This window comes from Longispora fulva, from assembly GCF_015751905.1.
Taxonomy (GTDB): domain Bacteria; phylum Actinomycetota; class Actinomycetes; order Mycobacteriales; family Micromonosporaceae; genus Longispora; species Longispora fulva.
The window spans coordinates 5,328,632-5,352,913 of record NZ_JADOUF010000001.1; the positions used below are offsets into that span (position 1 = coordinate 5,328,632).

General features: G+C 71.6%; 19 protein-coding genes and 1 riboswitch. Of the genes, 7 read left to right on the plus strand and 12 right to left on the minus strand.

Translation table 11 applies throughout. The features are described 5' to 3' along the window. Nucleotides 1-12: 12 nt before the first annotated feature. A complete protein-coding gene (locus tag IW245_RS23930) occupies nucleotides 13-2,427 on the minus strand; it encodes a putative bifunctional diguanylate cyclase/phosphodiesterase (RefSeq protein ID WP_197005411.1) in 2,415 nt (804 codons plus the stop codon). Nucleotides 2,428-2,621: 194 nt separating this feature from the next. Here IW245_RS23930 and ilvD point away from each other — a divergent pair, with 194 nt between their 5' ends. Beyond that, complete coding sequence (gene ilvD, locus IW245_RS23935) at nucleotides 2,622-4,466, plus strand: dihydroxy-acid dehydratase (RefSeq protein ID WP_197005412.1); 1,845 nt, start codon at nucleotides 2,622-2,624, stop codon at nucleotides 4,464-4,466. A gap of 86 nt (nucleotides 4,467-4,552) precedes the next feature. Here ilvD and IW245_RS23940 read toward each other — a convergent pair whose 3' ends face one another. Next, on the minus strand, nucleotides 4,553-4,960 hold the full coding sequence (locus IW245_RS23940; protein ID WP_197005413.1) for a PaaI family thioesterase: 408 nt from the start codon (nucleotides 4,958-4,960) through the stop codon (nucleotides 4,553-4,555). Nucleotides 4,961-5,018: 58 nt separating this feature from the next. Continuing rightward, nucleotides 5,019-5,104, plus strand: a riboswitch (ZMP/ZTP riboswitch). 28 nt (nucleotides 5,105-5,132) lie between these two features. Between IW245_RS23940 and glyA the strand changes: the two genes are divergently transcribed. Then, on the plus strand, nucleotides 5,133-6,401 hold the full coding sequence (gene glyA, locus IW245_RS23945; protein WP_197005414.1) for a serine hydroxymethyltransferase: 1,269 nt from the start codon (nucleotides 5,133-5,135) through the stop codon (nucleotides 6,399-6,401). Nucleotides 6,402-6,486: 85 nt separating this feature from the next. Here the strand turns inward: glyA and IW245_RS23950 are convergent, their stop codons facing one another. After that, nucleotides 6,487-7,344, minus strand: coding sequence for an EAL domain-containing protein (locus IW245_RS23950; RefSeq protein WP_197005415.1), 858 nt, complete (start codon nucleotides 7,342-7,344; stop codon nucleotides 6,487-6,489). Nucleotides 7,345-7,419: 75 nt separating this feature from the next. On the opposite strand from IW245_RS23950, the gene IW245_RS23955 reads away from it, so the two are divergent. From IW245_RS23955 to IW245_RS23965, 3 genes are all read left to right on the plus strand, one after another. Next, on the plus strand, nucleotides 7,420-8,481 hold the full coding sequence (locus IW245_RS23955) for a hypothetical protein (protein WP_197005416.1): 1,062 nt from the start codon (nucleotides 7,420-7,422) through the stop codon (nucleotides 8,479-8,481). Between the two features lie 120 nt (nucleotides 8,482-8,601). Continuing rightward, nucleotides 8,602-8,991, plus strand: coding sequence for a PH domain-containing protein (locus IW245_RS23960; RefSeq protein WP_233472904.1), 390 nt, complete (start codon nucleotides 8,602-8,604; stop codon nucleotides 8,989-8,991). Beyond that, nucleotides 8,988-10,139 carry a PQQ-dependent sugar dehydrogenase gene (locus tag IW245_RS23965; protein ID WP_197005417.1) on the plus strand — a complete coding sequence of 384 codons (1,152 nt, stop codon included), beginning with the start codon at nucleotides 8,988-8,990 and terminating at the stop codon, nucleotides 10,137-10,139. Before IW245_RS23960 ends, IW245_RS23965 begins: the two co-directional genes overlap by 4 nt. Before the next feature lie 40 nt (nucleotides 10,140-10,179). Here the strand turns inward: IW245_RS23965 and IW245_RS23970 are convergent, their stop codons facing one another. After that, the gene (locus IW245_RS23970) at nucleotides 10,180-11,673 is read right to left on the minus strand and encodes a metallophosphoesterase family protein (protein ID WP_197005418.1); all 1,494 of its coding nucleotides are present in this window, start codon (nucleotides 11,671-11,673) and stop codon (nucleotides 10,180-10,182) included. A gap of 109 nt (nucleotides 11,674-11,782) precedes the next feature. Between IW245_RS23970 and IW245_RS23975 the strand changes: the two genes are divergently transcribed. Beyond that, the gene (locus IW245_RS23975; RefSeq protein WP_197005419.1) at nucleotides 11,783-12,052 is read left to right on the plus strand and encodes an acylphosphatase; all 270 of its coding nucleotides are present in this window, start codon (nucleotides 11,783-11,785) and stop codon (nucleotides 12,050-12,052) included. A gap of 70 nt (nucleotides 12,053-12,122) precedes the next feature. Here the strand turns inward: IW245_RS23975 and gatB are convergent, their stop codons facing one another. The 5 genes from gatB to ligA all read right to left on the minus strand — a co-directional run bounded on the left by gatB (nucleotide 12,123) and on the right by ligA (nucleotide 20,241). Next, nucleotides 12,123-13,601: an Asp-tRNA(Asn)/Glu-tRNA(Gln) amidotransferase subunit GatB gene (gene gatB / locus IW245_RS23980; protein ID WP_197005420.1), complete on the minus strand. Its 1,479-nt coding sequence runs from the start codon at nucleotides 13,599-13,601 to the stop codon at nucleotides 12,123-12,125. A 2-nt stretch (nucleotides 13,602-13,603) separates the two neighbouring features. Beyond that, nucleotides 13,604-15,079 (minus strand): Asp-tRNA(Asn)/Glu-tRNA(Gln) amidotransferase subunit GatA, encoded by a 1,476-nt coding sequence (gene gatA / locus IW245_RS23985; RefSeq protein ID WP_372445230.1) that lies wholly within the window; start codon nucleotides 15,077-15,079, stop codon nucleotides 13,604-13,606. Nucleotides 15,080-15,081: 2 nt separating this feature from the next. After that, nucleotides 15,082-15,378 carry an Asp-tRNA(Asn)/Glu-tRNA(Gln) amidotransferase subunit GatC gene (gatC, locus tag IW245_RS23990; RefSeq protein ID WP_197005421.1) on the minus strand — a complete coding sequence of 99 codons (297 nt, stop codon included), beginning with the start codon at nucleotides 15,376-15,378 and terminating at the stop codon, nucleotides 15,082-15,084. Between the two features lie 265 nt (nucleotides 15,379-15,643). Continuing rightward, nucleotides 15,644-17,722 (minus strand): putative bifunctional diguanylate cyclase/phosphodiesterase, encoded by a 2,079-nt coding sequence (locus IW245_RS23995; protein ID WP_197005422.1) that lies wholly within the window; start codon nucleotides 17,720-17,722, stop codon nucleotides 15,644-15,646. 317 nt (nucleotides 17,723-18,039) lie between these two features. Further along, complete coding sequence (gene ligA, locus IW245_RS24000; protein ID WP_197005423.1) at nucleotides 18,040-20,241, minus strand: NAD-dependent DNA ligase LigA; 2,202 nt, start codon at nucleotides 20,239-20,241, stop codon at nucleotides 18,040-18,042. 27 nt (nucleotides 20,242-20,268) lie between these two features. Between ligA and IW245_RS24005 the strand changes: the two genes are divergently transcribed. Then, nucleotides 20,269-20,775: a type II toxin-antitoxin system PemK/MazF family toxin gene (locus tag IW245_RS24005; RefSeq protein ID WP_197005424.1), complete on the plus strand. Its 507-nt coding sequence runs from the start codon at nucleotides 20,269-20,271 to the stop codon at nucleotides 20,773-20,775. 117 nt (nucleotides 20,776-20,892) lie between these two features. Here the strand turns inward: IW245_RS24005 and IW245_RS24010 are convergent, their stop codons facing one another. From IW245_RS24010 to IW245_RS24020, 3 genes are all read right to left on the minus strand, one after another. Then, a complete protein-coding gene (locus tag IW245_RS24010) occupies nucleotides 20,893-21,861 on the minus strand; it encodes a uroporphyrinogen decarboxylase/cobalamine-independent methonine synthase family protein (protein WP_197008650.1) in 969 nt (322 codons plus the stop codon). A gap of 143 nt (nucleotides 21,862-22,004) precedes the next feature. Then, nucleotides 22,005-23,072 (minus strand): tRNA 2-thiouridine(34) synthase MnmA, encoded by a 1,068-nt coding sequence (gene mnmA / locus IW245_RS24015; RefSeq protein ID WP_197005425.1) that lies wholly within the window; start codon nucleotides 23,070-23,072, stop codon nucleotides 22,005-22,007. Between the two features lie 55 nt (nucleotides 23,073-23,127). After that, on the minus strand, nucleotides 23,128-24,282 hold the full coding sequence (locus IW245_RS24020) for a cysteine desulfurase family protein (protein WP_197005426.1): 1,155 nt from the start codon (nucleotides 24,280-24,282) through the stop codon (nucleotides 23,128-23,130).

Below are 24,282 nucleotides of genomic sequence, written 5' to 3' on the forward strand. Positions count from 1 at the left end.
ACGACGCGCTAGCTAAGTACTACGATCCGCTGGGTCTGCAGCATGTGGTAAAGCCTGCCTCATCTCACGCCCTGAGTCAACTTGTCCCACATCATGGGCGAATGTTTCTTCCAGCAGCGCCTCCAGCTGCTCGGCGGGCATAGGCCGGCCGAGCAGGAAACCCTGGGCGAGCTGGCAACCGGCGGCGGCCATCGTGGCGAGCTGCTCCGGCTGCTCGATGCCCTCGACGATCACCTCCAGGCCGAGGCGCTGGCCGAGCTGCACCACGAGATCCGCGAGCGGCTCCAGGTCCTTGTCTATCTTCACGATGTCCACGGGCAGCGACCGCAGCTGGGCCAGGGAGGAATAGCCGGCACCGAAGTCGTCCAGGGCCACCCGGACACCCATCCCCCGGACCGCCATGATCCGTTCGCTGAGGCCCTTGATGTCGCGGGCCATCCGGTGCTCGGCGACCTCCAGGGTCAGCCGGTACCCGGGCAGCCGGTGCACCCGCAGCAGCTCCGCCAGGTGCACCGGGAACTCCGGCAGGTGCAGCTGGCGGGTCGACAGGTTCACCGAGGCCCACAGGTCGTGCCCGGCCCGTAGCCACGCCGACAGCTGGTGGCACGCCTGGTGCAGCGTCCACGTGCCCAGCTCCTCGACCAGGTCGGACTCCTCCGCCACCGGGATGAACTGCGCCGGCCGCACCACGCCCAGCCGGGGGTGCCGCCAGCGCAGCAGCGCCTCCACCCCGACGAGCCGGTTGTCGGGGAGATGCAGCACCGGCTGGTAGACCAGCGACAGCTCGCCGCGCTCCCCCGCACCGCGCAACTCCGCGGCCATGTCGGCGCGCGCGGCCATCGACCGCGCGTACTCCGCGTCGTACTCCTCCACCCGGTTCTTGCCGCGCCGCTTCGCCGCCCGCAGGGCCATGTCGGCGTTGCGGAGGAGCTGGGGCACGTCGTTGGCCGTCCGGCAGCCGGCCAGCCCGATGCTGGCGGAGAGGAAGACCGTCAGATCCTCGATCCGGTACGGCGCGTTGAGCACCTTCAACAGCCGCCCGGCCACCACTGCGGCTGTCTGCGGACCCGACCACATCAGCACCGCGAACTCGTCGCCCCCGAGCCGGGTCGGCACGTCGCCCGGCCGCAGGTTCGCCCGCAGCCGGTGGGCCACCTCCACCAGCACCGCGTCGCCGACGTCGTGGCCCCGGACGTCGTTGACGTTCTTGAAGCCGTCCAGGTCCAGGGTGAGCAGCGTGCACACCCGGCCCCCGGCCTCGTCGTGCAGCGTGCGCAGCAGGGCGCGGCGGTTGCCGAGACCGGTGAGCGGGTCCGCGTACGCCATCTTCGCCAGCTCGCGCTCCAGGTGCTTGCGGTCCGTGACGTCGCGGCAGTGCATGACGAGGCCGGCGACCTGGGGCACGTGCCGCTGGTCGCTGATCATCGACTCCAGGTCGCGCCACTCGCCGGCGGCGTCGAGGATCCGCGCGTACATCCGGGTCTGCGAGCCGCCCGGGCCGGCCAGGATGTCGCGGAGCACGTCCTCGGCCGCGGCCACGTCCTCGGGGTGCGGCAGCTCCAGGAACGACCGGGCCACGATGTCGCGCTCGATCAGGCCCAGCCGCCACGCCGCCGACGGGGACAGCCAGCGCACGTCGAGCCGGCTGTCGAGCAGCATCGTCACGTCCGAGGCGCCGGCGACGATCGAGCGGAAGTGCGCCTCGCGGTGGGCGAGCTCGTCGGCGTACCTGCGGGCGTCGCGCATCGTCAGCGCCTGCCGGCCGACGAGCGCGAAGGCGACGGCCGTGGCCGCGTACGTCGCCCGGACGGTCAGCGGGCCCACCGTCACCAGGTGGTAGAGCGTCGCGCCCAGGGCCGCGGCCACCGGAAGCATCGACAGCCCCGTCCCCAGGCGCGGCAGCGGCGCGTGCCCGGCGGGGCCCGGCCCCGGCTCGCCCCTGGTCGCCCGGACCACGGCCGCCACCAGCACGCCGACCCCCGCGAGCCACAACACGAGCCCGGCCGGCCGGCTCCCCGGCAGCGCCGCCCACCGCCACAGGACCTGCGCGAACGTCCCAGCCGACAGCAGCCCGGCCCCGGCGGCGACCGCGAACACCGGACCCTTGGGCTGGCTGGCCCGCAGGCACACCGCCATCCCCACCCCGCACACCACGGCGACCGTCGCGCCGGCCGCGCCCACGATGACCGGCGGCATGGCGATCCGGGGCCCCAGCACCAGCAGACACACGACATAGGCCCCGCTGCCGGCGACGAGCAGCCCATCGAGCACCGCCCGGACCCGGGCGCCCCAGCCGCGCGGGCCGCCCCGCATGGTCAGCAGGCCCGCGAGCAGGGACCCCGCGCACAGCACGCCGGCGAGGGTGGTCAGCCGCACCCCGATCCGCGCGTCGGCGGACAACGCCAGCCCGTGGGCAAGGACAGACACCCCAAGACCGGCGACCAGCCACGGGGCCCTGCCAAACGGAACAAGCGTGCGAGGGGGCACGATAACTACTGTGCCGAACTTTTCCCCGATTCGGGACACACAGCGTGTCCGCTATCTGTCACGGCGCTGTCCCGCACAGTGGGCCGGCGGACGGGTCAATGGCGGCCGCCGACCGGCGGTGGGAGACTCGTGCTATGCCTGAGCTGCGGTCGAAGACCTCCACCCATGGCCGGAACATGGCCGGCGCGCGTGCCCTGTGGCGTGCGACCGGAATGACGGACGGCGATTTCGGAAAGCCCATTGTCGCTATCGCCAACAGCTTCACGCAGTTCGTACCGGGGCATGTGCATCTGCGGGATGTCGGGAAGATCGTCGCCGGTTCGATCGAGGCGTCCGGCGGGGTGTCCAAGGAGTTCAACACGATCGCCGTGGACGACGGGATCGCGATGGGCCACGGCGGGATGCTCTACTCGCTGCCGTCGCGGGAGCTGATCGCCGACGCGGTGGAGTACATGGTGAACGCGCACTGCGCCGACGCCCTGGTCTGCATCTCCAACTGCGACAAGATCACGCCCGGCATGCTGCTGGCCGCGCTCCGGCTGAACATCCCCACCGTGTTCGTCTCCGGCGGGCCGATGGAGGCCGGTAAGACGGTCGCGATGAACGGCGTCGTCACCCACAAGCTCGACCTGATCGACGCGATGGTCGCCGCCGCCGACCAGGCCGTGTCCGACAGCGACCTGGACAAGATCGAACGCTCGGCGTGCCCGACCTGCGGATCCTGTTCCGGCATGTTCACCGCCAACTCGATGAACTGCCTCACCGAGGCCATCGGCCTGGCCCTGCCCGGCAACGGCTCGGTGTTGGCCACGCACGCGCTGCGCCGGGGGCTGTTCGAGGAGGCCGGCCGGACGGTGGTCCGGATCGCCGACGCGTACTACGCCAACGACGACATGTCCGTGCTGCCCCGGGCCATCGCGTCCCGGGCCGCGTTCGAGAACGCCGTCGCGCTCGACGTGGCGATGGGCGGCTCCACGAACACCGTGCTGCACCTGTTGGCCGCCGCCCGCGAGGCCGAGGTCGACTTCAACGTCGCCGACGTCGACGAGATCTCCCGGCGGGTGCCGTGCCTGGCGAAGGTCGCGCCGAACTCACCGAAGTACCACATGGAGGACGTGCACCGGGCCGGCGGCATCCCCGCGCTGCTCGGCGAGCTGCACCGGGGCGGGGCGCTGCGGACCGACGTGTGGTCGGTGCACTCCCCCTCGCTCGACACCTGGCTGGCGGAGTGGGACATCCGCAGCGGATCCGCGTCGGCAGCGGCACTGGAGCTGTTCCACGCCGCGCCCGGCGGGGTGCGCACCGTCGAGCCGTTCTCCACCGACAACCGGTGGTCCACCCTGGACACCGACGCGGAGAACGGCTGCATCCGGTCCGTGGAGCACGCGTACTCCGCCGACGGCGGGCTGGCCATCCTGTTCGGCAACCTCGCCCCGGACGGGTGCGTGGTCAAGACTGCCGGCGTCCCCGACGACTGCCTGACCTTCACCGGACCCGCCAAGGTGTACGAGTCCCAGGACGACGCCGTCACCGCGATCCTCGGCAACCAGGTGGTGGCCGGGGACGTGGTGGTCATCCGGTACGAGGGGCCCAAGGGCGGGCCGGGTATGCAGGAGATGCTGTACCCGACGTCGTTCCTGAAGGGGCGGGGGCTCGGGCGGGCCTGCGCGCTGATCACGGACGGCCGGTTCTCCGGCGGCACGTCCGGGCTGTCGATCGGGCACGCCTCCCCCGAGGCGGCGGCTGGCGGGCTGATCAGCCTCGTGCGCGAGGGGGACACCATCGTGATCGACATCCCGAACCGGTCGATCCGGTTGGACGTCTCCGACGAGGAGTTGGAGGCGCGGCGGGTGGCCGAGGAGAAGCGGGACAAGCCGTACACGCCGGTGGACCGGGAGCGGCCGGTGTCGGCGGCGCTGCGGGCGTACGCGTCGATGGCGACGTCCGCGTCCGACGGAGCGTACCGGCTGGTGCCGTAGGGCGACTCGTGGCTGACGCCGGATTCGAGTGCCCCTCGGACCGATGCGCGCCGGGTCGGGTGTCGCCGTAACCTTCTGAAGGTTTTTCAGGCAAGGAGGGCGTAGACCGTGGAGACCTCCGCGGCCACGCCCTTCGACGCCGACAGCGTGATGTTCACGAAGGCCAGGCTGCGGCCGGCCTTCGTGACCTCCGCGCGGACCAGGGTGTCCTCGCCGAGCACCGGGCGCTGGAAGGTCGAGGACAGCTGCACCGTCGTCATCGGGAAGAAGCCGCCCCTGGTCGCCGACAGGGCGATCACCGACGCGGTGTCGGCGGCGGCCATCATCGCCTGCCCGGACAGCGCCCCGCCCTCCCGGGCCAGATCGGTCGACCACGGCAGCCGCAGGGTCGCCGAGCCCTCGCCGACCTCCTCGACGACGAGCCCGAGCGCGAGCACCCAGGGGGCGAAGTGGGCGGCCAGAATCGCGTTGCCCTCCGCGGGCGTGAGTCCCATGGCGGCCGAGCATAACGGCTTGATCTCGTGATCGGTGGCCGTCGCAGGTCGACTAACATGTCAGGTACGCGACTGGCGCGGGTTGGGTGGACATAACCACCGGGAAGCGACACTCGCCGAGCACCGTGCGCCTGGGTGCCGGGACAAGCGAAAACATGTCTGGAGACGAGCAGTGCACGAGCCATCGATCTCGCACCTGGCCACCGAGGATCCGCAGATCGCGGGTCTGATCGAGGCCGAGGCGAAGCGCCAGTTCGAGAAGATCCGCATGATCGCCTCGGAGAACTACGTGTCGACCGCCGTGCTCGAGGCGACCGGGACGGTGCTGACGAACAAGTACTCCGAGGGCTACGCCGGCAAGCGGTACTACGAGGGCCAGCAGTTCATCGACCAGATCGAGACGATCGCGATCGAGCGGGCCAAGTCGCTGTTCGGTGTCGACCACGCCAACGTGCAGACCTACTCCGGCTCCCCGGCCAACCTGGCCGTCTACCTGGCGTTCCTGAACCCGGGCGACACCGTCCTCGGCATGGGCCTGCCGGCCGGCGGGCACCTGACCCACGGCTGGCCGGTGTCGGCCACCGGCAAGTGGTTCAACGCCGTGCACTACGGCGTCGAGAAGGAGACCGGCCTCGTCGACCTGAACAAGGTCCGCGAGCTGGCCCTGGAGCACCGGCCGAAGCTGATCATCTGCGGCGGCACGGCGATCCCGCGCACCATCGACTTCCCGGCGTACGCGGCGATCGCGAAGGAGGTCGGCGCCGTCCTGCTGGCCGACATCGCGCACATCGCCGGCCTGATCGCGGGTGGCGCGCACCCGTCCCCGGTCGGGTACGCCGACGTGATCTCCACCACGACGCACAAGACCCTGCGCGGCCCGCGCGGCGCGATGCTGATGTGCAACGCCGAGCACGCCAAGGCCATCGACAAGGCCGTGTTCCCCGGCCTGCAGGGCGGCCCGCACAACCACACGACGGCGGGCATCGCTGTCGCCCTTCGCGAGGCGGCCACCCCGGAATTCAAGGTCTACGCCCACCAGGTCGTCGCCAACGCCCAGGCCCTGGCCGCCGCCCTCGTGGAGCGCGGCTTCGACCTGGTCTCCGGCGGCACCGACAACCACCTGATCCTCGCGGACCTCACCCCGAAGGGCATCGCCGGCAAGCCCGCCGCGCAGGCCCTCGACGCCGCCGGCATCGAGCTGAACTACAACACGGTGCCGTTCGACCCGCGCAAGCCGTTCGACCCGTCCGGCATCCGGCTCGGCACCGCCGGCCTGACCACCCGGGGCCTCACCCCGGAGCAGATGCCGCAGGTCGCGGCGTGGATGGACGAGGCGATCGGCGCGGCCCTCAAGGAGGACACCGCGGAGCTCGACCGGATCGCCGGCGAGGTGTCCGACCTGCTGAAGGCCTACCCGATGCCGGGCTACGCCTCGGAGTAGTCCCTGATCCACGACGATGCCCCGGCTCTGTGCCGGGGCATCGTTTCTTTTTCCGGTTACGGCGGGAAGTCCCCCGCCCGCCGGTTCACCCCGCCCGTCGGCTGGGCGGCGCGTAGCTGAGCAGCGGTTCGACGTGCTCCGCCGGGGCGGCGCGCCCCAGCGCCTCCCCCTGCCCGTACCGGCAGCCCGCCGCCTTCGCCGCCGTCAACGCCTCCGCCGTGCCGATCCCCTCCGCCACCACCTCGTAGCCGAGTCGGCGGCCCAGGGTCACCACCACGGCCGTCGCCGCCCCCGAGCCCTTCACCAGGTCCACCGACAGCCGGCGCAACTGGCGCATCGTCGACGGCCCGAGGTCGGTGCCACCGAGCGCCACCCGCACGCCCAGCGCGCGCAGCCCGGCCAGCTGGCTGGTCACCCGGCGCGAGTCGCCCGGCCCCGTGACCTCAACGACCAGGCGGGCCGCCGGCACCCGGTGGGTGGTCAGGGCCGCGGCGACGCCGGCGACGTACAGGACGGATTCCAGCTCGGCGGGCTCGGCATGGACCGAGATCCACAGGTCGCGGCCGTCGGCGAGCCAGCTGGCGAGCTGGCGGCACGACCGGTCGAGCACCCACGCACCGAGCAGTGGGGTGAGACCGGCTTCTGCGGCCATCCGGAGCAGCTCGGCGGGACCGACCCAGCCGAGCCCCGGATGGTGCCAGCGGGGCAACACCTCCACCCCGGCGGTCCGGCCATCGGTGAGGTCGACGATCGGCTGGTACCTCAGGTCCAGCGCGCCCTTCTCCAACGCCGCCCGCAGATCGGGGCGGCGCCTGGCCGGCAGCCGACGGGGCCGGCGTTTGTACAGCCACGCGCCGCCCGCGACCAGGGCTGCGAGCAGGCGCAGCCAGAGCGCGTCGGCGACGACGGCCACGGCGAGCGCGAAAGTGATCAGAATCGTCATCCGCCCACCTCCCTCGCCCCCTGTCTAACGAGGAGAGAGGTGCCCAGTTACCCGTGGGCCACCGACCAGGCGCGGTTGACCGCCATCCTGACGGACGACGTCTTCATGTCGCCCGTCGAATACGCGCGCCAACGCTCCATTCACCCCTGCGGTAGTGCCCTGATCGAGTCCGGCCGCCCCGTGGATAGTGCCGCACATCGATATGCTGCCCGCATGGGAAACAACAGCGGCGGACCGTTTCGTCCCTCTTCCCCGACACCCAGACCACCCATCAAGGCGCGGTTACTGACCGCCCGGAAGGTGCTGCTGGGCGCGGTGCTCGCCGGGGTGCTCACCACGGTCACCGGCCTGACGACCGGAGGCATCCAGTGGGCGTGGAACCGGCTCACTGCCGACTCCAGCCCGCTGGACATCGCCCGGCTGCCTCCGCTGCCGGAGGCCACCGACCACGGGCAAGGTACAGCGACCGCCTTTCCCGGAGGTGCGGTGGCGATCGGCAACGCGCAGTTCAACGCACAGGCGTACACCGGATCCGGCTCGTGCACGCTGCGCGGGACCCTGCCACGCCCGGTCGGTCAGGTGCGACCACCGCGAATAGTCGACGGGCGGCCGGACATCGACGGCTGGAGCAGGGACAACAACGTCGGCGACATGGACAGCACCAGGTACTCCTTCGTGGTCTCAGCGAAACCGGGAAAGTCCGTGACCCTGACCAGAGCACACACGCTGTTCGTGGCGCGCCCCCAACGGCCCAAGGACGGGACAGTGGTCAGCCTGCACATCGGCACGGGCTGCGGTGCCGGTGGCAACTTCCGGTACTTCTCGACCAACCTCGACGATCCCCTCGGCAACTGGACTCCGAGCACGGGGGAGACGACCAACTTTCCGTACATCGTCAAGGACGGAGAGCCGGAGATCTTCGTACTCACAGCCAGCGTGGTCGACTGTGACTGCATCTGGCGCATCCAATTGGACTGGGCGTCAGCCGCGGAGACCGGGCATACCATCATCGACAACTCGGCCGGCCACAACTTCCACACAATCGGCTCAGGCGGCTACTCCCAGGCCGAATGGTGGCTCGACTACAAGACCAAACATTGGGTCGTGGACCGGCCGAAATCCCCACCCTGGGCTTAGCAGGGCCTCTCCGTAGTCGCCGGTGGAGACCGGGGCAGGGACCTCCGTAACCCCGCATGGGGTTGATCTTGGATTGTGGTGCCCGCTGAGGTCGCGGAGGGCTGTGGGACGATCGGGGGCGTGGGTCGACGTAGAGATGTAGTCAGATTTCGGTACAGCGGGGCGATCCTGATCGCGGTCGCGTTCGCGCTGTTCGGGGCCCTGCCGTTGGCGCTGAGCAAGTGGTGGCTTGCCCCCGTGCTGCTCGTGCCGGCCGCGATCGGGCTGTGGGCCGTGCGGGCCGGGGTCGACGCCGCTCCGGAGGGGCTGACGGTGCGCAGCGCCGTGGGCAGTCGGCGGCTCGGCTGGGCCGAGATCGACGGGTTCGAGGCGGTCGGCCGGAAGGTAACGGCGCTGCTGCCGTCCGGGGCGGCCGTGCCGTTGCCGGCGGTCCGGCCGACGGACGTGCCCCGCCTGGTGGCCGCCGGCGGACGCCCTCTGGGCGGGGATGCGGATACCCTGGGCTCGTGAAGCCCCCCGCGTTGGCCCGTCGGGCCCTGGTCGCACTCACCGCAGCGAGTCTGCTCGCCGGCTGCTCGTTCGGTCCGCCGTCGGCGAAGGACTCGGGCACGCCGCCGAGGTTCCCCACCCCGTCGGCCTCGCCCTCCTCGGGTGACGACGACGAGGTGTCCTCGAACGTCATCGCGCGGAACCTGAGCGTGCCGTGGGGGGTGGCGTTCCTGCCCGACGGCGGGGCGCTGGTCACGGAGCGTGACAGCCGCCGCCTGCTCAAGATCGGCCCTGAGTCGACGGCCAGCGGCCTGAAGGTGCAGCCGCTGACCACGATCGAGGAGGCCGTCTCCAGCGGGGAGGGCGGCCTGATGGGCGTGGCGGTGTCGCCGGCGTACGCCCAGGACCAGACCATTTTCCTGTACTACACGACGAAGACCGACAACCGCGTCGCCACGATGAAGCTCGGCGAGCACCCGGAGGCCATCGTCACCGGCATCCCGGTGTCGGGGATCCACAACGGCGGCCGGCTCGGGTTCGGCCCCGACGGGTTCCTCTACGTGAGCACCGGGGACGCCAGTACGACCGGCAACGCCCAGGACCTCGCCAGCCTCGGCGGCAAGATCCTCCGGATGACGGCCGAGGGCAAGCCTGCCCCGGGCAACCCGTTCCCGGACAGCCTCGTGTGGAGCTACGGGCACCGCAACGTGCAGGGCTTCGACTGGGACGCCGACAAGCGGATGTACGCGATCGAGTTCGGGCAGGACACCTTCGACGAGCTCAACCTCATCGAGCCGGGGAAGAACTACGGCTGGCCGGTGGTCGAGGGGCCGGGGACCGACCCGAAGTACACCAATCCGCTGACCACCTGGAAGCCCGCAGAGGCGTCGTGCAGCGGCGCGGCGGTCACCGGGAAGGTGCTGGTCGCGGCGTGCCTGCGCGGGACCAGGCTGTGGCTGGTCGGGCTGAACGGCAAGGGCAGCATCCTGGGTGCGCCGGTGCCGGCGCTGGAAGGGGAGTACGGACGGCTGCGGACCGTGGTGCGGGCCCCGGACAACACGCTGTGGGTGACGACGTCCAACAAGGACGGCCGGGGGAAGCCGACCACCGAGGACGACCGGATCCTGCGGATCGTGCTGAGCGGGGCCGACGGGGTGGGCAAGAGCTAGACAGCGGTGGCTGGCCGCGCGCCCCGGCCGGGAGGCCTGGTCAGCTCGGGGTCGGTGACGGGGTCGGGGTCGACGTCGCCTGGGGTTCGGCCTTCTTCACGATCCGCCGCTGCAGGGTCACCTCGGAGCGCCCCGTGCCCCCGACGGAGATGTCGTCATAGGCCTGCAGCTTGGCGGTGGAGCTGAAGTACAGCACCGACAGGGCCAGCGGGGTCGGCTCCTTCGTCTGCAGGCCGCGCAGCCCCGCGCCGCCGGTCGAGCCCTCGGTCATCAGCAACGTCTCGTCGTTGTACTGGCTGACCTCCCGGTGGTGCAGGTGCCCGGCCAGGATCAGCGGCACCGTACCGGCCAACGGGCCCGCCATCGCCGGATCGTGGATCATCGCCAGGTCCGCGCCGCCCGACCGGGTGATCGTGTCGGCGAGCTGGTTGCCGGTGTCGAACAGCCGGCGCTTCTCCAGCAGGTCGGTGGAGTCGGCCGTCTTGTCCGGGGTGAACCGGGGGTCGCCGATGCCGGCGATCCGCAGCCCGCCGACGGTCGCGATCCGGTTGTCCAGCACGATCGCGTTCTTCTGCCGGGCCACCTCGGCGACCGTCTCCGCGGAGTCGTGGTTGCCGCGGATGAACACGTACGGGACGTTCAGGGTGCCGATCGAACCCGCGTACGCCGCCGCCTCGCGTTCCGTGCCCCAGTCCGTCAGGTCGCCGGTGTCGACCACCACGTCGATGCTGAACTGCTGCACCACGGTGCGCACCACGTCCCACGCGCCCGGGTTGAGGTGCATGTCGGAGACGTGCAGGACCCGGATGGCGCCGTCGCCGGGCTCGTACACCGGCAGGTTGGACACCGTCGTGTAGAGCTTGCCGACGTTCGTGACGAGGCGTTGCAACTCCGCGCGGTACTGCTCGTACCTCGACGCGATCTTGCGCGCGTCGCCCACCACCGCCGGCGCGTTGACCAGCAGCCCGTCGTAACGCGGCTCGTCGATCGCGTCGCCCTTGAACGTCGCCAACGCCGTCCCCAGGCTCACCACGACCAGGCCCAGGGCCAGCGCGCCGACCTGGGCCGTCCGGCGGGTCCGGCGGTAGACCAGCGCCCCCAGCAGCAGCGCGCCCACCAGGGCAGCGCCGGCCGCCTGGAACACCGCGTGCGTGATGCCCTCCTGGGCGTCGGAGAACGCGCTGGCGCTGGCCGCCTCCAGACCATTGGGATCCGAGACCAGCTTCTGGGTACGCGCCTGATCCAGCGCGTCCAGCCTGATCGTCAACCGCTCCGGCCCCGCGTGGCTGTCCAGGGTCAACGACCCCAACGGCGGAACCACGACCTGCGTGCCGCCGTGCAGGCCCGGGGACAGCGTGAACTCCGCCTGGAACGGGCCCAGCGGGCCCGTGGACGTGCCGCCGATCAGCAGGCCGAGGACCGCGCCGACCACGGTGACCGCGAGGACTCCGATGCCCCGGGCCGTGCGCCGGGTGACCCGGGCCCGGAACATCGAGGCCAGGACGGTGAGCAGGGCGCGCAGGCGGATAGCCATGCCGACATTGTGCCCGCACCCGCGCGGGAGCGGGCGGAACCGAGCCACGGACCCCGGCCGGTCTCTCGTGCGGGGGCTACCGGTGGGCGGATCGCCCTAGAATCGGGGGATGATCCGGAGGCGGGTGATCGTGTCCGGCCGGGTGCAGGGGGTGTTCTTCCGGGGCGCCACCCAGACCGCGGCCGAGCAGCGCGGGGTCGCCGGGTGGGTGCGGAACCTGCCCGACGGGACGGTCGAGGCCGTGTTCGAGGGGCCGCCGGAGGCGGTGGGGAGCATGGTCGCATGGGTGGGGCACGGGCCTGCCGACGCTCGGGTGACCGGGGTGGATGTGGTCGAGGAGGTCCCGGACGGGGAGAGCGGGTTCGCGGTGCGGGGCTGATGTTGTGGGGAAGTTGCCGCTGGGGTGCGACAACTTCCCCACAGTCAGAGCTGCTTCCCCACGGTCAGAGCTACGCGAGCCGCTCCAGCACCAGGGCGCGGACCGTCTTCGCGTCCGCCTGGCCGCCCGTCGTCTTCATGACCGCGCCGATCAGGACACCGGCGGCGCCCTGGTTGCCGCCCCGGATCTTGTCGGCGACCTCCGGGTTGGCGGCGATCGCGGCGTCCACGGCCTCCAGGAGCGCGCCCGTGTCGGACACGACCTCCAGACCCCGGGCCGTCATGATCTCCGCCGGGGTGCCCTCGCCGGCCACGACCCCTTCGAGGACCTGGCGGGCCAGCTTGTCGTTGAGCTTGCCGGCGTCGGTGAGCTGGACCAGCTCGGCGATGTGCGCCGGGGTGACCCCCTGCGCGTCGAGCTCGACGCCGGACTCGTTGGCCCTGCGGGCCAGCTCGCCCATCCACCACTTGCGCGCGCCCTCGGCCGAGGAACCGGCGGCGATGGTCGCCTCGATCAGCTCGACCGCGCCGGCGTTGAGGATGGACTGCATGTCGTGCTCGGTGATGCCCCACTCGTCGCGGAGCCGGAGCCGGCGCAGCCGGGGCTGCTCGGGCAGGCCCTTGCGGAGTTCCTCGACCCAGGCGGCGTCGGGGGTGACGGGGACGAGGTCGGGCTCCGGGAAGTACCGGTAGTCCGTCGCCTCCTCCTTGCTCCGGCCCGGCGTGGTGACCCCGGTGTCCTCGTGGAAGTGCCGGGTCTCCTGCTTGATCTTGCCGCCGTTGTCGAGGATCTCGGCCTGGCGGATGATCTCGGAGCGCACGGCGCGTTCGACGGACCGCAGCGAGTTGACGTTCTTCGCCTCGGTACGGGTCCCCCACTCCTCGCCCGGCTTGTTCAGCGAGGTGTTCACGTCGCAGCGCAGCGAGCCCTGCTCCATCCGCACGTCGGAGACGCCCAGGCCGCGCAGCACGTCGCGCAGTTCGGTGACGTAGGCCTTCGCGACCTCCGGGGCCAGCGCGCCGGTGCCGGCGACCGGCTTCGTGACGATCTCGATCAGCGGGATACCGGCCCGGTTGTAGTCGACCAGCGAGGACGTCGCGCCGTGGATGCGGCCGGTGGCCCCACCGAGGTGCATCGTCTTGCCGGTGTCCTCCTCCATGTGCACGCGCTCGATCTCGATCCGGACCGTCTCGCCGTTGACCTCGACGTCGAGGTAGCCGTCGAAGCACAGCGGCTCGTCGTACTGCGAGATCTGGAAGTTCTTCGGCATGTCCGGGTAGAAGTAGTTCTTCCTCGCGAACCTGCACCATTCAGCGATCGAACAGTTCAGCGCCAGACCGATCTTGATCGTGGACTCGATCGCGACGGCGTTCACCACCGGCAGCGCGCCCGGCAGAGCCAGGCACACCGGGCAGACCTGGGTGTTCGGCTCGGCGCCGAACTCGGTCGGGCAGGCGCAGAACATCTTGGTACGCGTACCCAGCTCGACGTGGGTCTCCAGCCCGAAGACCGGCTCGTACGTCTTCGTGACCTCTTCGACAGTCGTCATCTCTACAGCTCCGGCGGGGTCAGGGTGCCGATGGTGGACTCGAGCGCTGCGGCGACCCGGTACATCCGGTCGTCGGCGAGGGTCGGGGCCATCACCTGGAGCCCGACGGGCAGGCCCTCGGACAGGCCGCACGGCACCGAGATGGCCGGGCCGCCGTACAGGTTCGAGGGGATCGTGTACAGGTCGGCCAGGTACATGCTCGACGGGTCGGCCATCCGGGCACCGAGCTGGAACGCCACGAACGGCGTGGTTGGCGAGATGAGCGCGTCGACCTTCTCGAACGCCGCCTGGAAGTCCCGGGTGATCAGCGTGCGGACCTTCTGGGCCTGGCCGTAGTAGGCGTCGTAGTAGCCGCTGGACAGCGCGTACGCGCCGATCATGATCCGGCGCTTCACCTCGGGGCCGAAGCCTGCCTCGCGGGTCAGCGACATGACCTCCTCGAGGCTGCGCACGCCGTCGTCGCCGGTCCGCAGGCCGTAGCGCACGCCGTCGAACCGGGCGAGGTTCGAGGAACACTCGCTCGGGGCGATCAGGTAGTACGTCGGCAGCGCGTACTGGAAGTGCGGGCAGGACACCTCGACGATCTCGGCACCGAGCTTGGTCAGCGCCTCGACGGCCGAGTTGAACGCCACGACCACGCCGGGCTCCGCGCCCTCCGCGGTCATGAACTCCTTGACCAGGCCGAGCTTGACGCCCGTCAGGTCGCCGGACATGCCCTGGCGAGCCGCTGCCACCACCGGCGGAACCGGCACCGGGATCGACGTCGAGTCTCGCGGGTCGTGGCCGCCGATGATCTCGTGCAGCAGGGCCGCGTCGAGCACCGTACGGGCGCAGGGGCCGGGGGTGTCCAGGCTGCTGGAGAACGCGACCAGACCGTAGCGGGACGTGCCACCGTAGGTCGGCTTCGCGCCCACCGTGCCGGTCACGGCGCCCGGCTGGCGGATCGAGCCACCGGTGTCGGTGCCTATCGCCAGGGGGGCCTCGTAGGCGGCCAGGGCGGCAGAGGAGCCACCACCCGAACCGCCCGGGATCCGGGTCAGGTCCCAGGGGTTGAACGTGGGCCCGTACGCCGAGTACTCCGTCGAGGAGCCCATCGCGAACTCGTCCATGTTCGTCTTGCCCAGGATCACCGTGCCGGCGGCCTTGAGGCGTTCGACGAGCGTCGCGTCGTACGGCGGCTTCCAGCCCTCAAGCATCTTCGAGCCCACCGTGGTGGGGACGCCCTTGGTGGTCACGACGTCCTTGACGGCGATCGGCACGCCGGCCAGGGGGCCCAGCTTCTCGCCGGCGGCACGGCGGGCGTCGACGGCCTTCGCGGCGGACAGCGCGCCCTCGATGTCGACGTGCAGGAAGGCGTGCACCTTCTTGTCGACCTTGGAGATCTGCCCCAGGTGTTCCCGGGTGACCTCCAGCGAGGAGGTCTCGCCGGAGGCGATCAGCGCGCCGAGCTCCGCAGCCGTCTTCTTGATCAGGCTCACGACTACTCCTCGTCCAGGATCCGGGGCACCCGGAACCGGTCCTCAGCCTGGTCCGGGGCGCCCGACAGGGCCTCTTCCCTGGTCAGGCCGGGGCGCGGCTCGTCGGGGCGGAACACGTTGGTCAGCGGCACCGAGTGCGACATGGGCGGGATGTCGTCGGCCGCGACGTCGCCGATCCGGGCGACGGACTGCAGGATCACGTCCAACTGACCGGCGAACATGTCCAACTCGTCATCGGTCACGGCTAGCCGCGTGAGGCGCGCGAGATGCGCGACCTCCTCGCGGGAGATGGCGGTCATCGACTCGCTCCTCACGTAGTCCTGCTCGAACCGAACGATTCTATTCGCCGGTCTGTTTCCGGCGGATGTCGGCCACTGGGTCGGGTCACGGCGCGCGCTCCGGTGGGACACCGGCTGGTCGGGGCCCCGCCGGGCCGGTCTGTCCGTTTCGACCCGCCATCGGGTACGCCGTCCCGGCCCGCGGCCCCCACAGCCGGTCGCCGACGACGACCTGCCCCGGCCGACAGGACCGGGGCAGGTGTCGCCGTAACCGGCTAAGGCAGCGTCAGGAGGCGGCTTCCGGTTGGTTGGGCACGGCCCGCAGCAACATCGGCGGCCGGTATTTCGCCAGCCACCGCGGCAACTCGTCCGCCGGCATCGGCCGCGCGTAGAACCAGCCCTGGGCCACGTGGCACCCGTGCGCGACCAGCCACCGCCACGTCCGCTCGTCCTCCACGCCCTCGGCGACCACCCGCAGGCCGAGCGCCCCGGCCAGTTCGATGATCGAGCGCACGATGGACGCGTCGTCCTCGTCGGTACTCATCCCGAGCACGAACGACCGGTCGATCTTCACCTCGGACAGCGGCAGCCGGCGCAGGTGCTGCAGCGACGAGTAGCCGGTGCCGAAATCGTCCAGGGACAGCGCGACGCCGAGCCGGTCGAGCCGCTGCAGGGTGGCGAGCACCCGGCGCGGGTCGGCCATCAGCGCGCCCTCGGTGATCTCCAGCTGGATCTGGTCGGCCGCCACGCCGTACTCCGCGAGCCGCTCGGCCAAGTAGTCCACCAGGTCGGTGGTGTGCAGGTCGCGGACGGACACGTTGATCGCCGCGCGCAACTGCATGCCGCCCTCCGCCCACCGGGCGAGCTGGGCGAGCACCTCGTCGATCACCCGGTAGGTCAGCAGCCGCATCACGCCGGAGTGCTCGGCGACCTTGATCAGCTCCTCGGGACTGACCAGGCCGCGCACCGGGTGCCGCCACCGCAGCAGGGCCTCGACGCCGACGACCTCGCCGCTGCTCATGTCGACCTGGGGCTGGTAGTACAGCGCGACCTCGCCGAAGCCGGGGGTCTCCAGGGAACGCCGCAGGTCGCCGAGCAGGCCGAGCCGGGCCGGGGAGTTGTGGTCGGATTCCGGCACGTACACCGCGACGGTGTCGCCCCGGGTCTTCGCGTCGTACATCGCCACGTCAGCGTGCCGCAGCAGGGTCGTGAAGTCGTCGCCGTGGTCGGGGGACAGCGCTATCCCGATGGAGCTGGCCACGTCGAGCGGCATGCCGTCGAGGCGCACCGGGTCGTTGAGGGCCACGGAGATCGTGGTGGCCAGCGCCTGGGCAGCCTCGACGTCGGCGATCCTGGGCGCGAGGACGGCGAACTCGTCGCCGCCGAGCCGGGCCACGACGGCGTCCGCCGGGACACAGCCGGCCAGCCGCCGGCCGACCTCGATCAGGAGCCGGTCACCGACCGCGTGGCCGAGGGCGTCGTTGACCTGCTTGAACCGGTCGAGGTCCAGCACGATCAGCGCGAGCCTGCGGTCCTGGGCGTGGGCCGGGATCTCGCGGAGGGCCGCGATGGCTTCCTCCACCCCGGTGAACAGGGCCTTGCGGTTGGCGAGCCCGGTCAGCGGGTCCAACAGGGACAGCCGCTCGTGTTCCTGGGAGAGCCTCGCCGTGCGGTACACCGCGTACAGCGGGACCACGATCAGGGGGATCAGCCAGCCGCTTGTCTGGGCCGCCGCGACCAGGAACGGGCCGAGGAGCAGCAACGCGAAGGCGGCCAGCCCCTCGGAGCCGACCGTCGTGGTGAGCGTCTGCCGCCAGGACCCGCCGAACCGCAGCCACACGGCGGTGGCCACCAGCCCGTGGCTGACGGCGAACCACACCGAACAGGCCACCAGGAGCAGCACCACGTCGTGTCGGGTGACCGTGCCGTCGCGCAACGGGATGACCGGCGCGAGGCTGAGGATGCCGTAGGCGGCGGACAGCGCCAGCGTGTACTGCCCGACGTTGAACAGCCCGCGCCAGAACGAGTGCCGCATCCGCCACGCGAAGACCAGGGTCGCCGAGGCCTGGACCAGCACGGCTGCCGGCAGCCCCCAGATCAGCAGGGCCGCGAAGGCGAAGCACACCGACGGGAACACCGCCACCGACTGGCGCGGACCCGTGGCGTTGAACGGCCGGGCGTCGGCGGCGCAGGCGAGCGCGAACATCAGCCAGTACGTCCCCGGCAGCGACAGCAGCGGGGTGCCCTGCTCGATCGCCGCTGGGACGACGACGGCGATCGCGGCGAGAATGACCAGGCCAAGGTAGCCGAAGAACGCGAGACGCCGCCCAGGCGGCGCGGTGTTGCGCAATGACGTCGGCTCCATACACCCCTCCCGACGCCATCAGCCCCGTCGAGGCCACGCTGGCTCGACGATCGCCCCCCAGCGACCCACCGCGCTCGCTTCCGGTTACAGGAACGCAACCAGGACGAGCGCGGTAACGGCGTCTGTGTTGAGTATCACCCTTGGCGGACTGAGGGGGATATCGCCGTGCCAGAACGTGCGCGAATCGTTGCTTGCGCAAGCTGTTTCACACAGTCCTGCACCAATTCGTTATGTGATCACGCAATTTGATCTCCGCCGGAGGCCCGTTCGGCAGTCGAAACACCCTCTGACCCGGGGGCCGGCGCCGTTGCGACCGCTCACTCGGCGCCTTCGTCCGGCCCGCCGCCGGATTCGTCGCCGGACTCCCCACCGGGCTCGCCGATCTGGGCGACGTCGCGAGCGGCGTCCGGTCCGTCGGCGAGGAGCACCCGGAGACCGTCCGAGTCCAGGATCGGCACCTTGGCGGCCACCGCCTTGTCGTACTTGCTGCCCGGATTCTCCCCGACCACCACGAAGCCGGTCTTCTTGGACACCGAACCGGTGACCTTGCCGCCCTGGGCCTGGATGGCCTCGGTGGCCGCGTCCCGGGAGAAGCCCTCCAGGGTGCCGGTCACGACGACTGTGACGCCGTCGAGCGGTCGGGGGCCCTCGTCGCTGCCCTCCTCGGCCAGCCGGACTCCGGCCGCCCGCCACTTCTCGACGATCTCGCGGTGCCAGTCGACGGCGAACCACTCCACCAGGCTCTCTGCGATCCGCGGCCCGACGCCGTCAACTGCTGCCAGTTCGCCCTGCTCGGCGGCGGCGATCCGGTCGATGTCGCGGAACTCGCGGGCGAGCGCCTGGGAGGCGGTCGGGCCGACGTGCCGGATGGAGAGGGCGACCAAGATCCGCCACAGAGGACGCTCCTTGACCTCCTCCAGGTTGGCGAGCAGCTTCGTCGCGTTGGTGCCGAGCTGACCTGCCCGCTTACCGCTGGAGTTCACGAAGAACGGGCAGGTCAGCAGCTTGTCCTCGGTGAGGCCGAACAGGTCGCCCTCGTTGACCAGCACGCCCGAGTCCAGCAGAGCCACGACGGCCTTGAGTCCCAGCACCTCGATGTCCAGCGCCTTGCGGCCGGACAGGTAGTCCAGCCGCTCGCGGAGCTGGCCCGGGCACGCCCGGGTGTTCGGGCACCGGATGTCGACGTCGCCCTCCTTCGCTGGCGCCAACTCGGTGCCGCACTCGGGGCACTCGGTCGGCATCACGAAGGGGCGCTCGGAGCCGTCGCGCAACTCGACCACCGGCCCGAGGATCTCGGGGATCACGTCGCCGGCCTTGCGCAGCACCACCGTGTCGCCGATCAGCACGCCCTTACGGGCCACCTCCTGCGCGTTGTGCAGGGTGGCGAACTCCACCTCCGAGCCTGCGACCAGGACCGGAGTCATCCTGGCCCGGGGCGTGACCCGGCCGGTCCGGCCCACCTGGGCGAAGATGTCGAGGAGCTTGGTGTTGACCTCCTCCGGCGGATACTTCCACGCGATGGCCCACCGGGGCGCCCGGCTGGTCGAGCCGAGCCTGCCCTGCACGTCGACCTCGTCCACCTTGACGACGACGCCGTCGATCTCGTGCTCGACGTCGTGGCGGTGCTCGCCGTAGTGGGCGATGAACTCGCGGACGGCCGCCAGGCCCTCGACGACCCTCCACCGCTCCGAGGTGGGCATCCCCCACGCCTTCAGCTGCTCGTACGCCTCCGACTGGCGGGTCGGCGTGAAGCCCTCCCGCGCGCCGATGCCGTGCACGATCATCCGGAGCTGGCGGGACGCCGTGATCCGCGGGTCCTTCTGCCGCAGCGAACCGGCGGCGGTGTTGCGCGGGTTGGCATACGGCACCTTGCCCTGCTCGACGAGCTGCGCGTTGAGGTCGGCGAACTGCTCGCTCGGGAAATACACCTCGCCCCGGATCTCCACCAGGGCCGGAGCGTCACCGGTGAGCTGGTCGGGGATGCCGGCGATCGTGCGCACGTTGGGCGTGATGTCCTCGCCGACCCGGCCGTCGCCGCGAGTCGCGGCCCGGGTCAGCCGCCCGTGCTCGTAGGTGAGGTTGACGGCCAGGCCGTCGATCTTCAGCTCGCACAGGTAGGAGACCGGGCCGCCGGCGTCGCGCTCGACCCGGGCCGCCCAGGTGGCGAGCTCCTCGTCGTCGAACGCGTTGTCCAGGCTGAGCAGCCGCTCCGCGTGCTCGACGGGCGTGAACTCCGTCGTGTAGGACCCCGCGACCTGCTGGGTCGGCGAGTCGGGGGTGCGCAACTCGGGGAACAGCTCCTCCAGCCCCTCGAGCTCGCGGAGGAGGACGTCGAACTCGCCGTCGGTGATCACGGTGGTGTTCAGCACGTAGTACCGATACCGATGATCATTGATCTCTTCGGCAAGAATCTTGTGCCGCTCGCGCGCCGCCTGCTCAGACGTCAACCCAACCTCCCTGGTTCTTTTCGCCAGGCTAGTCGGCCCGTACGACACTTCCGGGCCTGGCCCCGCCGGCATACAGTGGGAAAACCCCAGGAGGTACGCATGTCCAACCTCTACCCCGGCGCGGCTGCGGTGCTCTGTCTGCTCCTCGCCGGGTTGGCGACCGTTCTGGTCGTCGGCATGAACCAACGGCGTCGGCGGCCCTCGGCCCCACCACACTGGACCGGAGAGGTCCAGAACACCCCCGACCTGCACGACCGCCCGCCAGGACCACAGTGGCAGGAGGGCCCGCAGCCCGGCGAGATCTGGTGGGCCGAGGTCCCCTTCGCCGACGGCGAGGGCGGAGAGCTGCGCCCGTGCCTGGTGCTGCGGACCCACCGGGACCGGGCGGACGTCCTGAAGATCACGAGCCAGGACCAGGGCCGGGGGCCGCGGTACGTCGCGCTGCCGCCCGGGGACTGGGGCGGCGACGAGGGCAGGGACAGCTGGTTGGACCTGTCGGGGTTCTTCCGGGTGCACAACACGGCGTTCACCCGGCAGACCGGGGTGTGCGACGAGAAGACCTGGTGGCAGGTCCGCCGCTACCACGAGACCGGCTGGGTCCCCTAAAACCCAGTGCGGACGGTTACGGCGACACCTCCCCCGGCACCACCCGCTCGGCGGGGCACTCCCGACCGGCGTCAGCCACCCGTCCCTCCGCGCCCGAACACAAGCCGCGGGTCGCCCCTACCGTTCCAGCAGCCGCCGGCCGGCCTCGGCGCACGCCCGCAGCGTCGCGTCCGCCACCTCCGGCTTACTCCCCGCCAACCCGCACACCGGCGTCACCACCACCTGCCCCGGCAGATCCGCCGGGCGCAGGCCCAGCTTGTTCCACAGGTCCTCGATCCGGTCGGCCGCGACCTTGGCCGACGCCCGGCCGAGCGCCGGTGCCACGCCGGCGAGCAGGCCGAAGCCGTCGTCGAGCGCCTCGCCCATCGGGTCGATGTCCCCGAGCAGCGACAGGTCCAGCGCGACCCCGACCGCCCCGGCGGCCCGGATCAGCCCGACGGGCACGTCCGGCGCGCAGCAGTGCACGACGACCGGCACGCCGACCCCGGCCATGAGCCTGGCCAGCGCCTCGGTCGCGTCCGGCCTGGGCACGGCGGCGAAGACCCCCAGCCCCGATTCGGTGCCGATGTGGCCGGCCAGCACCGCCGGGAGCGACGGCTCGTCGAGTTGCAGGAGCACGTCGGCCCCCGGTACCCGCGCGGACACGGCCGCCACGTGCTGGCGCAGCCCCTCGGTGAGCGAGTCGACCAGGTCCCGGACAGCGCCCCGGTCGCGGAGCACCGCCCCGCCCACGGGCAGTTGGAGGCTCGCTGCGAGGGTCCACGGGCCGGCGGCCTGGAGCTTCAGCGGGCCGGCGTACCCGTCGGCGGCCACGGTCAGCGCGTCGAGGTCGCGGGCCCACAGGTCGGCGGTGCGCCGGGCGTCCTTGCCGGGGCGGCCGGTGAGCTGCCACCGGGCCGCGTAAAGCTCGACGGGCATGTCCACGAGCAGGCCCATGGTCCGGCCCAGCATGTCGGCGCCGGGGCCGCGCGCCGGGAGTTCGGGAAGGTAGGGCAGAGGCAGCTCGAAGGCGACGCCGAGCGCGTCGGCCATGGCCGTGCCGGGGTGCGACCCGATGCCGGTGGCGGACCCGGCCGCCCAGGGCAGCCCGGCTGCGGCCGGCGCGCCCGAGGTGTCCGGCGCGTCCGGCCCGGGGAAGCCGTGGGCGTCCCGGTACCCGTCGCGGTCTTCGGTCTTGTGGTCTGGTCGCGCGTCGGCGGACCAGTGGGTCGGGCGGGGGGTCGCGGAGGTCACCGGGCGCCCGTGATCGTCGCCGAGCCGAGCACGACGTCGCCGGCCGGGTCCGGCCGGTAGACCACGATCGCCTGGCCGGCGGCGACGCCGGTGGCGGGATGGGCGAGCACTGCTGTGAGGGTCGAGCCGTCTGTGGTCACAGTCGCAGGGTAGACCTCGCCGTGCGCGCGGAGCTGCACCTCGAACGGCCCCTGGACCGGCGCGTGCCACACGGCCCGGTCGGCGAGGACGGTGCGCACCTCCAGGGCCGAGCGCGGCCCGACGGTGACCGTGTTGGTGACCGGGGTGATGGACAGCACGTAGCGGGGCTTGCCGTCCGGCGCCGGCCGGCCGATGGACAGGCCCTTGCGCTGCCCGACGGTGTACGCGTACGCCCCGTCGTGCGCGCCGACCACCTCGCCGGTCAGCGAGTCGACGATGTCGCCGGGCGCGGAGCCCAGCCGGGCGGCCAGGAAACCGCGGGTGTCCCCGTCGGCGATGAAGCAGATGTCGTGGCTGTCGGGCTTGTCGGCGACGGCGAGGTCGCGGGTCGCGGCGAGGGCCCGGACGTCGGTCTTGGTGTGCGGCCCGAGCGGGAACACCGACCGGTCGAGCTGGTGCCGGTTGAGGACGGCGAGGACGTAGGACTGGTCCTTGCCGAGGTCGACGGAGCGCCGCAGCAGCCCGTCGTCGCCCAGCCGGGCGTGGTGGCCGGTGACGACGGCGTCGAAGCCGAGGGCGAGGGCCCGCTCCAGCACCGCGTGAAATTTGATCTTCTCGTTGCACCGCAGGCACGGGTTGGGCGTGCGCCCCGCGGCGTACTCGGCCACGAAGTCGTCGACGACGTCCTCCTGGAACTCCTCGACCATGTCCCACACGTAGAACGGGATGCCGATCACGTCGGCGGCACGAGCAGCGTCGCGGGAGTCCTCCAGGGTGCAGCAGCCCCGGGCCCCGGACCGGAAGGTCTGCGGGTTCTTCGCCAGGGCCAGGTGTACGCCGGTCACGTCGTGGCCGGCCTCGACCGCCAGGGCGGCGGCGACCGCCGAGTCGACCCCGCCGGACATCGCAGCCAGAACACGCATGACGTTCAGGTTACCCGGCGGTCCCGACCGGCCGGCCGGACCACGGCGGCACGGGTCACCGGCGGATCTTCCCCGCCCGCCGCGCCCGTTCCACAGCCGTCGGCAACGCCGCCACCAGGGCGTCGATGTCCGTTTTCACGGAACCGTGCCCGAGGGAGAACCGCAGCGACGACCGGGCCCGGCCGCTGTCGGCCCCCATCGCCATCAGCACGTGTGAGGGCTGGGCCACACCGGCCGAGCACGCCGAGCCGGTGGAACACTCGATGCCCTGGGCGTCGAGCAGCATCAGGAGGGCGTCGCCCTCGCAGCCGGGGAACGAGAAGTGCACGTTGGCGGGCAGCCGGTCGACCGGGTCGCCGTTGAGCACGGCGCACGGCACGGCGTCGCGGATCCGGTCGATCATCTCGTCGCGCAGCACGGCCAGCTCGGCGGCGAAGATCTCCCGGCGGGCCCCGGCCAGCTCGACGGCCTTGGCGAACGCCACGATGCCGGCGACGTCGAGGGTGCCGGAGCGCACGTCGCGTTCCTGGCCGCCGCCGTGCAGCAGCGCGGTGCACTCGGCGTCGCGGTCGAGAAGGAGCGCGCCGACCCCGGTGGGGCCGCCGAGCTTGTGGCCGGTGAGGGTGAGCGCCGCCGCGCCGCTGGCGGTGAAGTCGACGGGCAGCTGCCCGACGGCCTGCACGGCGTCGGTGTGCAGGGGCACGCCGGCGGCCCGGGCCGCCGCGGCCAGTGCCGCGACGGGCTGCACGGTGCCGACCTCGTTGTTGGCCCACATCACCGTGGCGAGCGCCACGTCCGGGCCGAGGGCGGCCTCGAGGGCCTCGGGGTGTACCCGGCCCAGCTCGTCGACCTCCAGCCAGGTGACCTCGGCGCCCTCGTGCCGTTCGAGCCACTCGACGGCGTCGATGACGGCCTTGTGTTCGACGGCACTGGCGAGCACCCGGGTGTGACCGTGGTCACGTCGGGCCCAGTAGATGCCCTTGACGGCGAGATTGTCGCTCTCGGTGCCCCCGGCGGTGAACACGACCTCGCCGGGCCGGGCGCCGAGCACGGCGGCGACCCGTTCGCGGGACTCCTCGACCAGCCTGCGGGCCTTTCGGCCGGAACAGTGCAGCGAGGAGGCGTTGCCCCCGGCCGTGGCCGCGGCGACATACGCCTCCAGGACCTCCGGCAGCATGGGGGAGGTCGCGGCGTGATCGAGATAAACCAT

Coding starts and splice junctions, on each gene's coding strand:
- ilvD (WP_197005412.1), top strand. CDS start 2,622: ATGCCTGAGCTGCGGTCGAAGACCTCCACCCATGGCCGGAACATGGCC.
- IW245_RS23940 (WP_197005413.1), bottom strand. CDS start 4,960: ATGGGACTCACGCCCGCGGAGGGCAACGCGATTCTGGCCGCCCACTTC.
- IW245_RS23950 (WP_197005415.1), bottom strand. CDS start 7,344: ATGACGATTCTGATCACTTTCGCGCTCGCCGTGGCCGTCGTCGCCGAC.
- IW245_RS23970 (WP_197005418.1), bottom strand. CDS start 11,673: ATGGCTATCCGCCTGCGCGCCCTGCTCACCGTCCTGGCCTCGATGTTC.
- IW245_RS23975 (WP_197005419.1), top strand. CDS start 11,783: ATGATCCGGAGGCGGGTGATCGTGTCCGGCCGGGTGCAGGGGGTGTTC.
- gatB (WP_197005420.1), bottom strand. CDS start 13,601: ATGACGACTGTCGAAGAGGTCACGAAGACGTACGAGCCGGTCTTCGGG.
- gatC (WP_197005421.1), bottom strand. CDS start 15,378: ATGACCGCCATCTCCCGCGAGGAGGTCGCGCATCTCGCGCGCCTCACG.
- IW245_RS23995 (WP_197005422.1), bottom strand. CDS start 17,722: ATGGAGCCGACGTCATTGCGCAACACCGCGCCGCCTGGGCGGCGTCTC.
- ligA (WP_197005423.1), bottom strand. CDS start 20,241: ATGCCGGCGGGGCCAGGCCCGGAAGTGTCGTACGGGCCGACTAGCCTG.
- IW245_RS24005 (WP_197005424.1), top strand. CDS start 20,269: ATGTCCAACCTCTACCCCGGCGCGGCTGCGGTGCTCTGTCTGCTCCTC.
- mnmA (WP_197005425.1), bottom strand. CDS start 23,072: ATGCGTGTTCTGGCTGCGATGTCCGGCGGGGTCGACTCGGCGGTCGCC.
- IW245_RS24020 (WP_197005426.1), bottom strand. CDS start 24,282: ATGGTTTATCTCGATCACGCCGCGACCTCCCCCATGCTGCCGGAGGTC.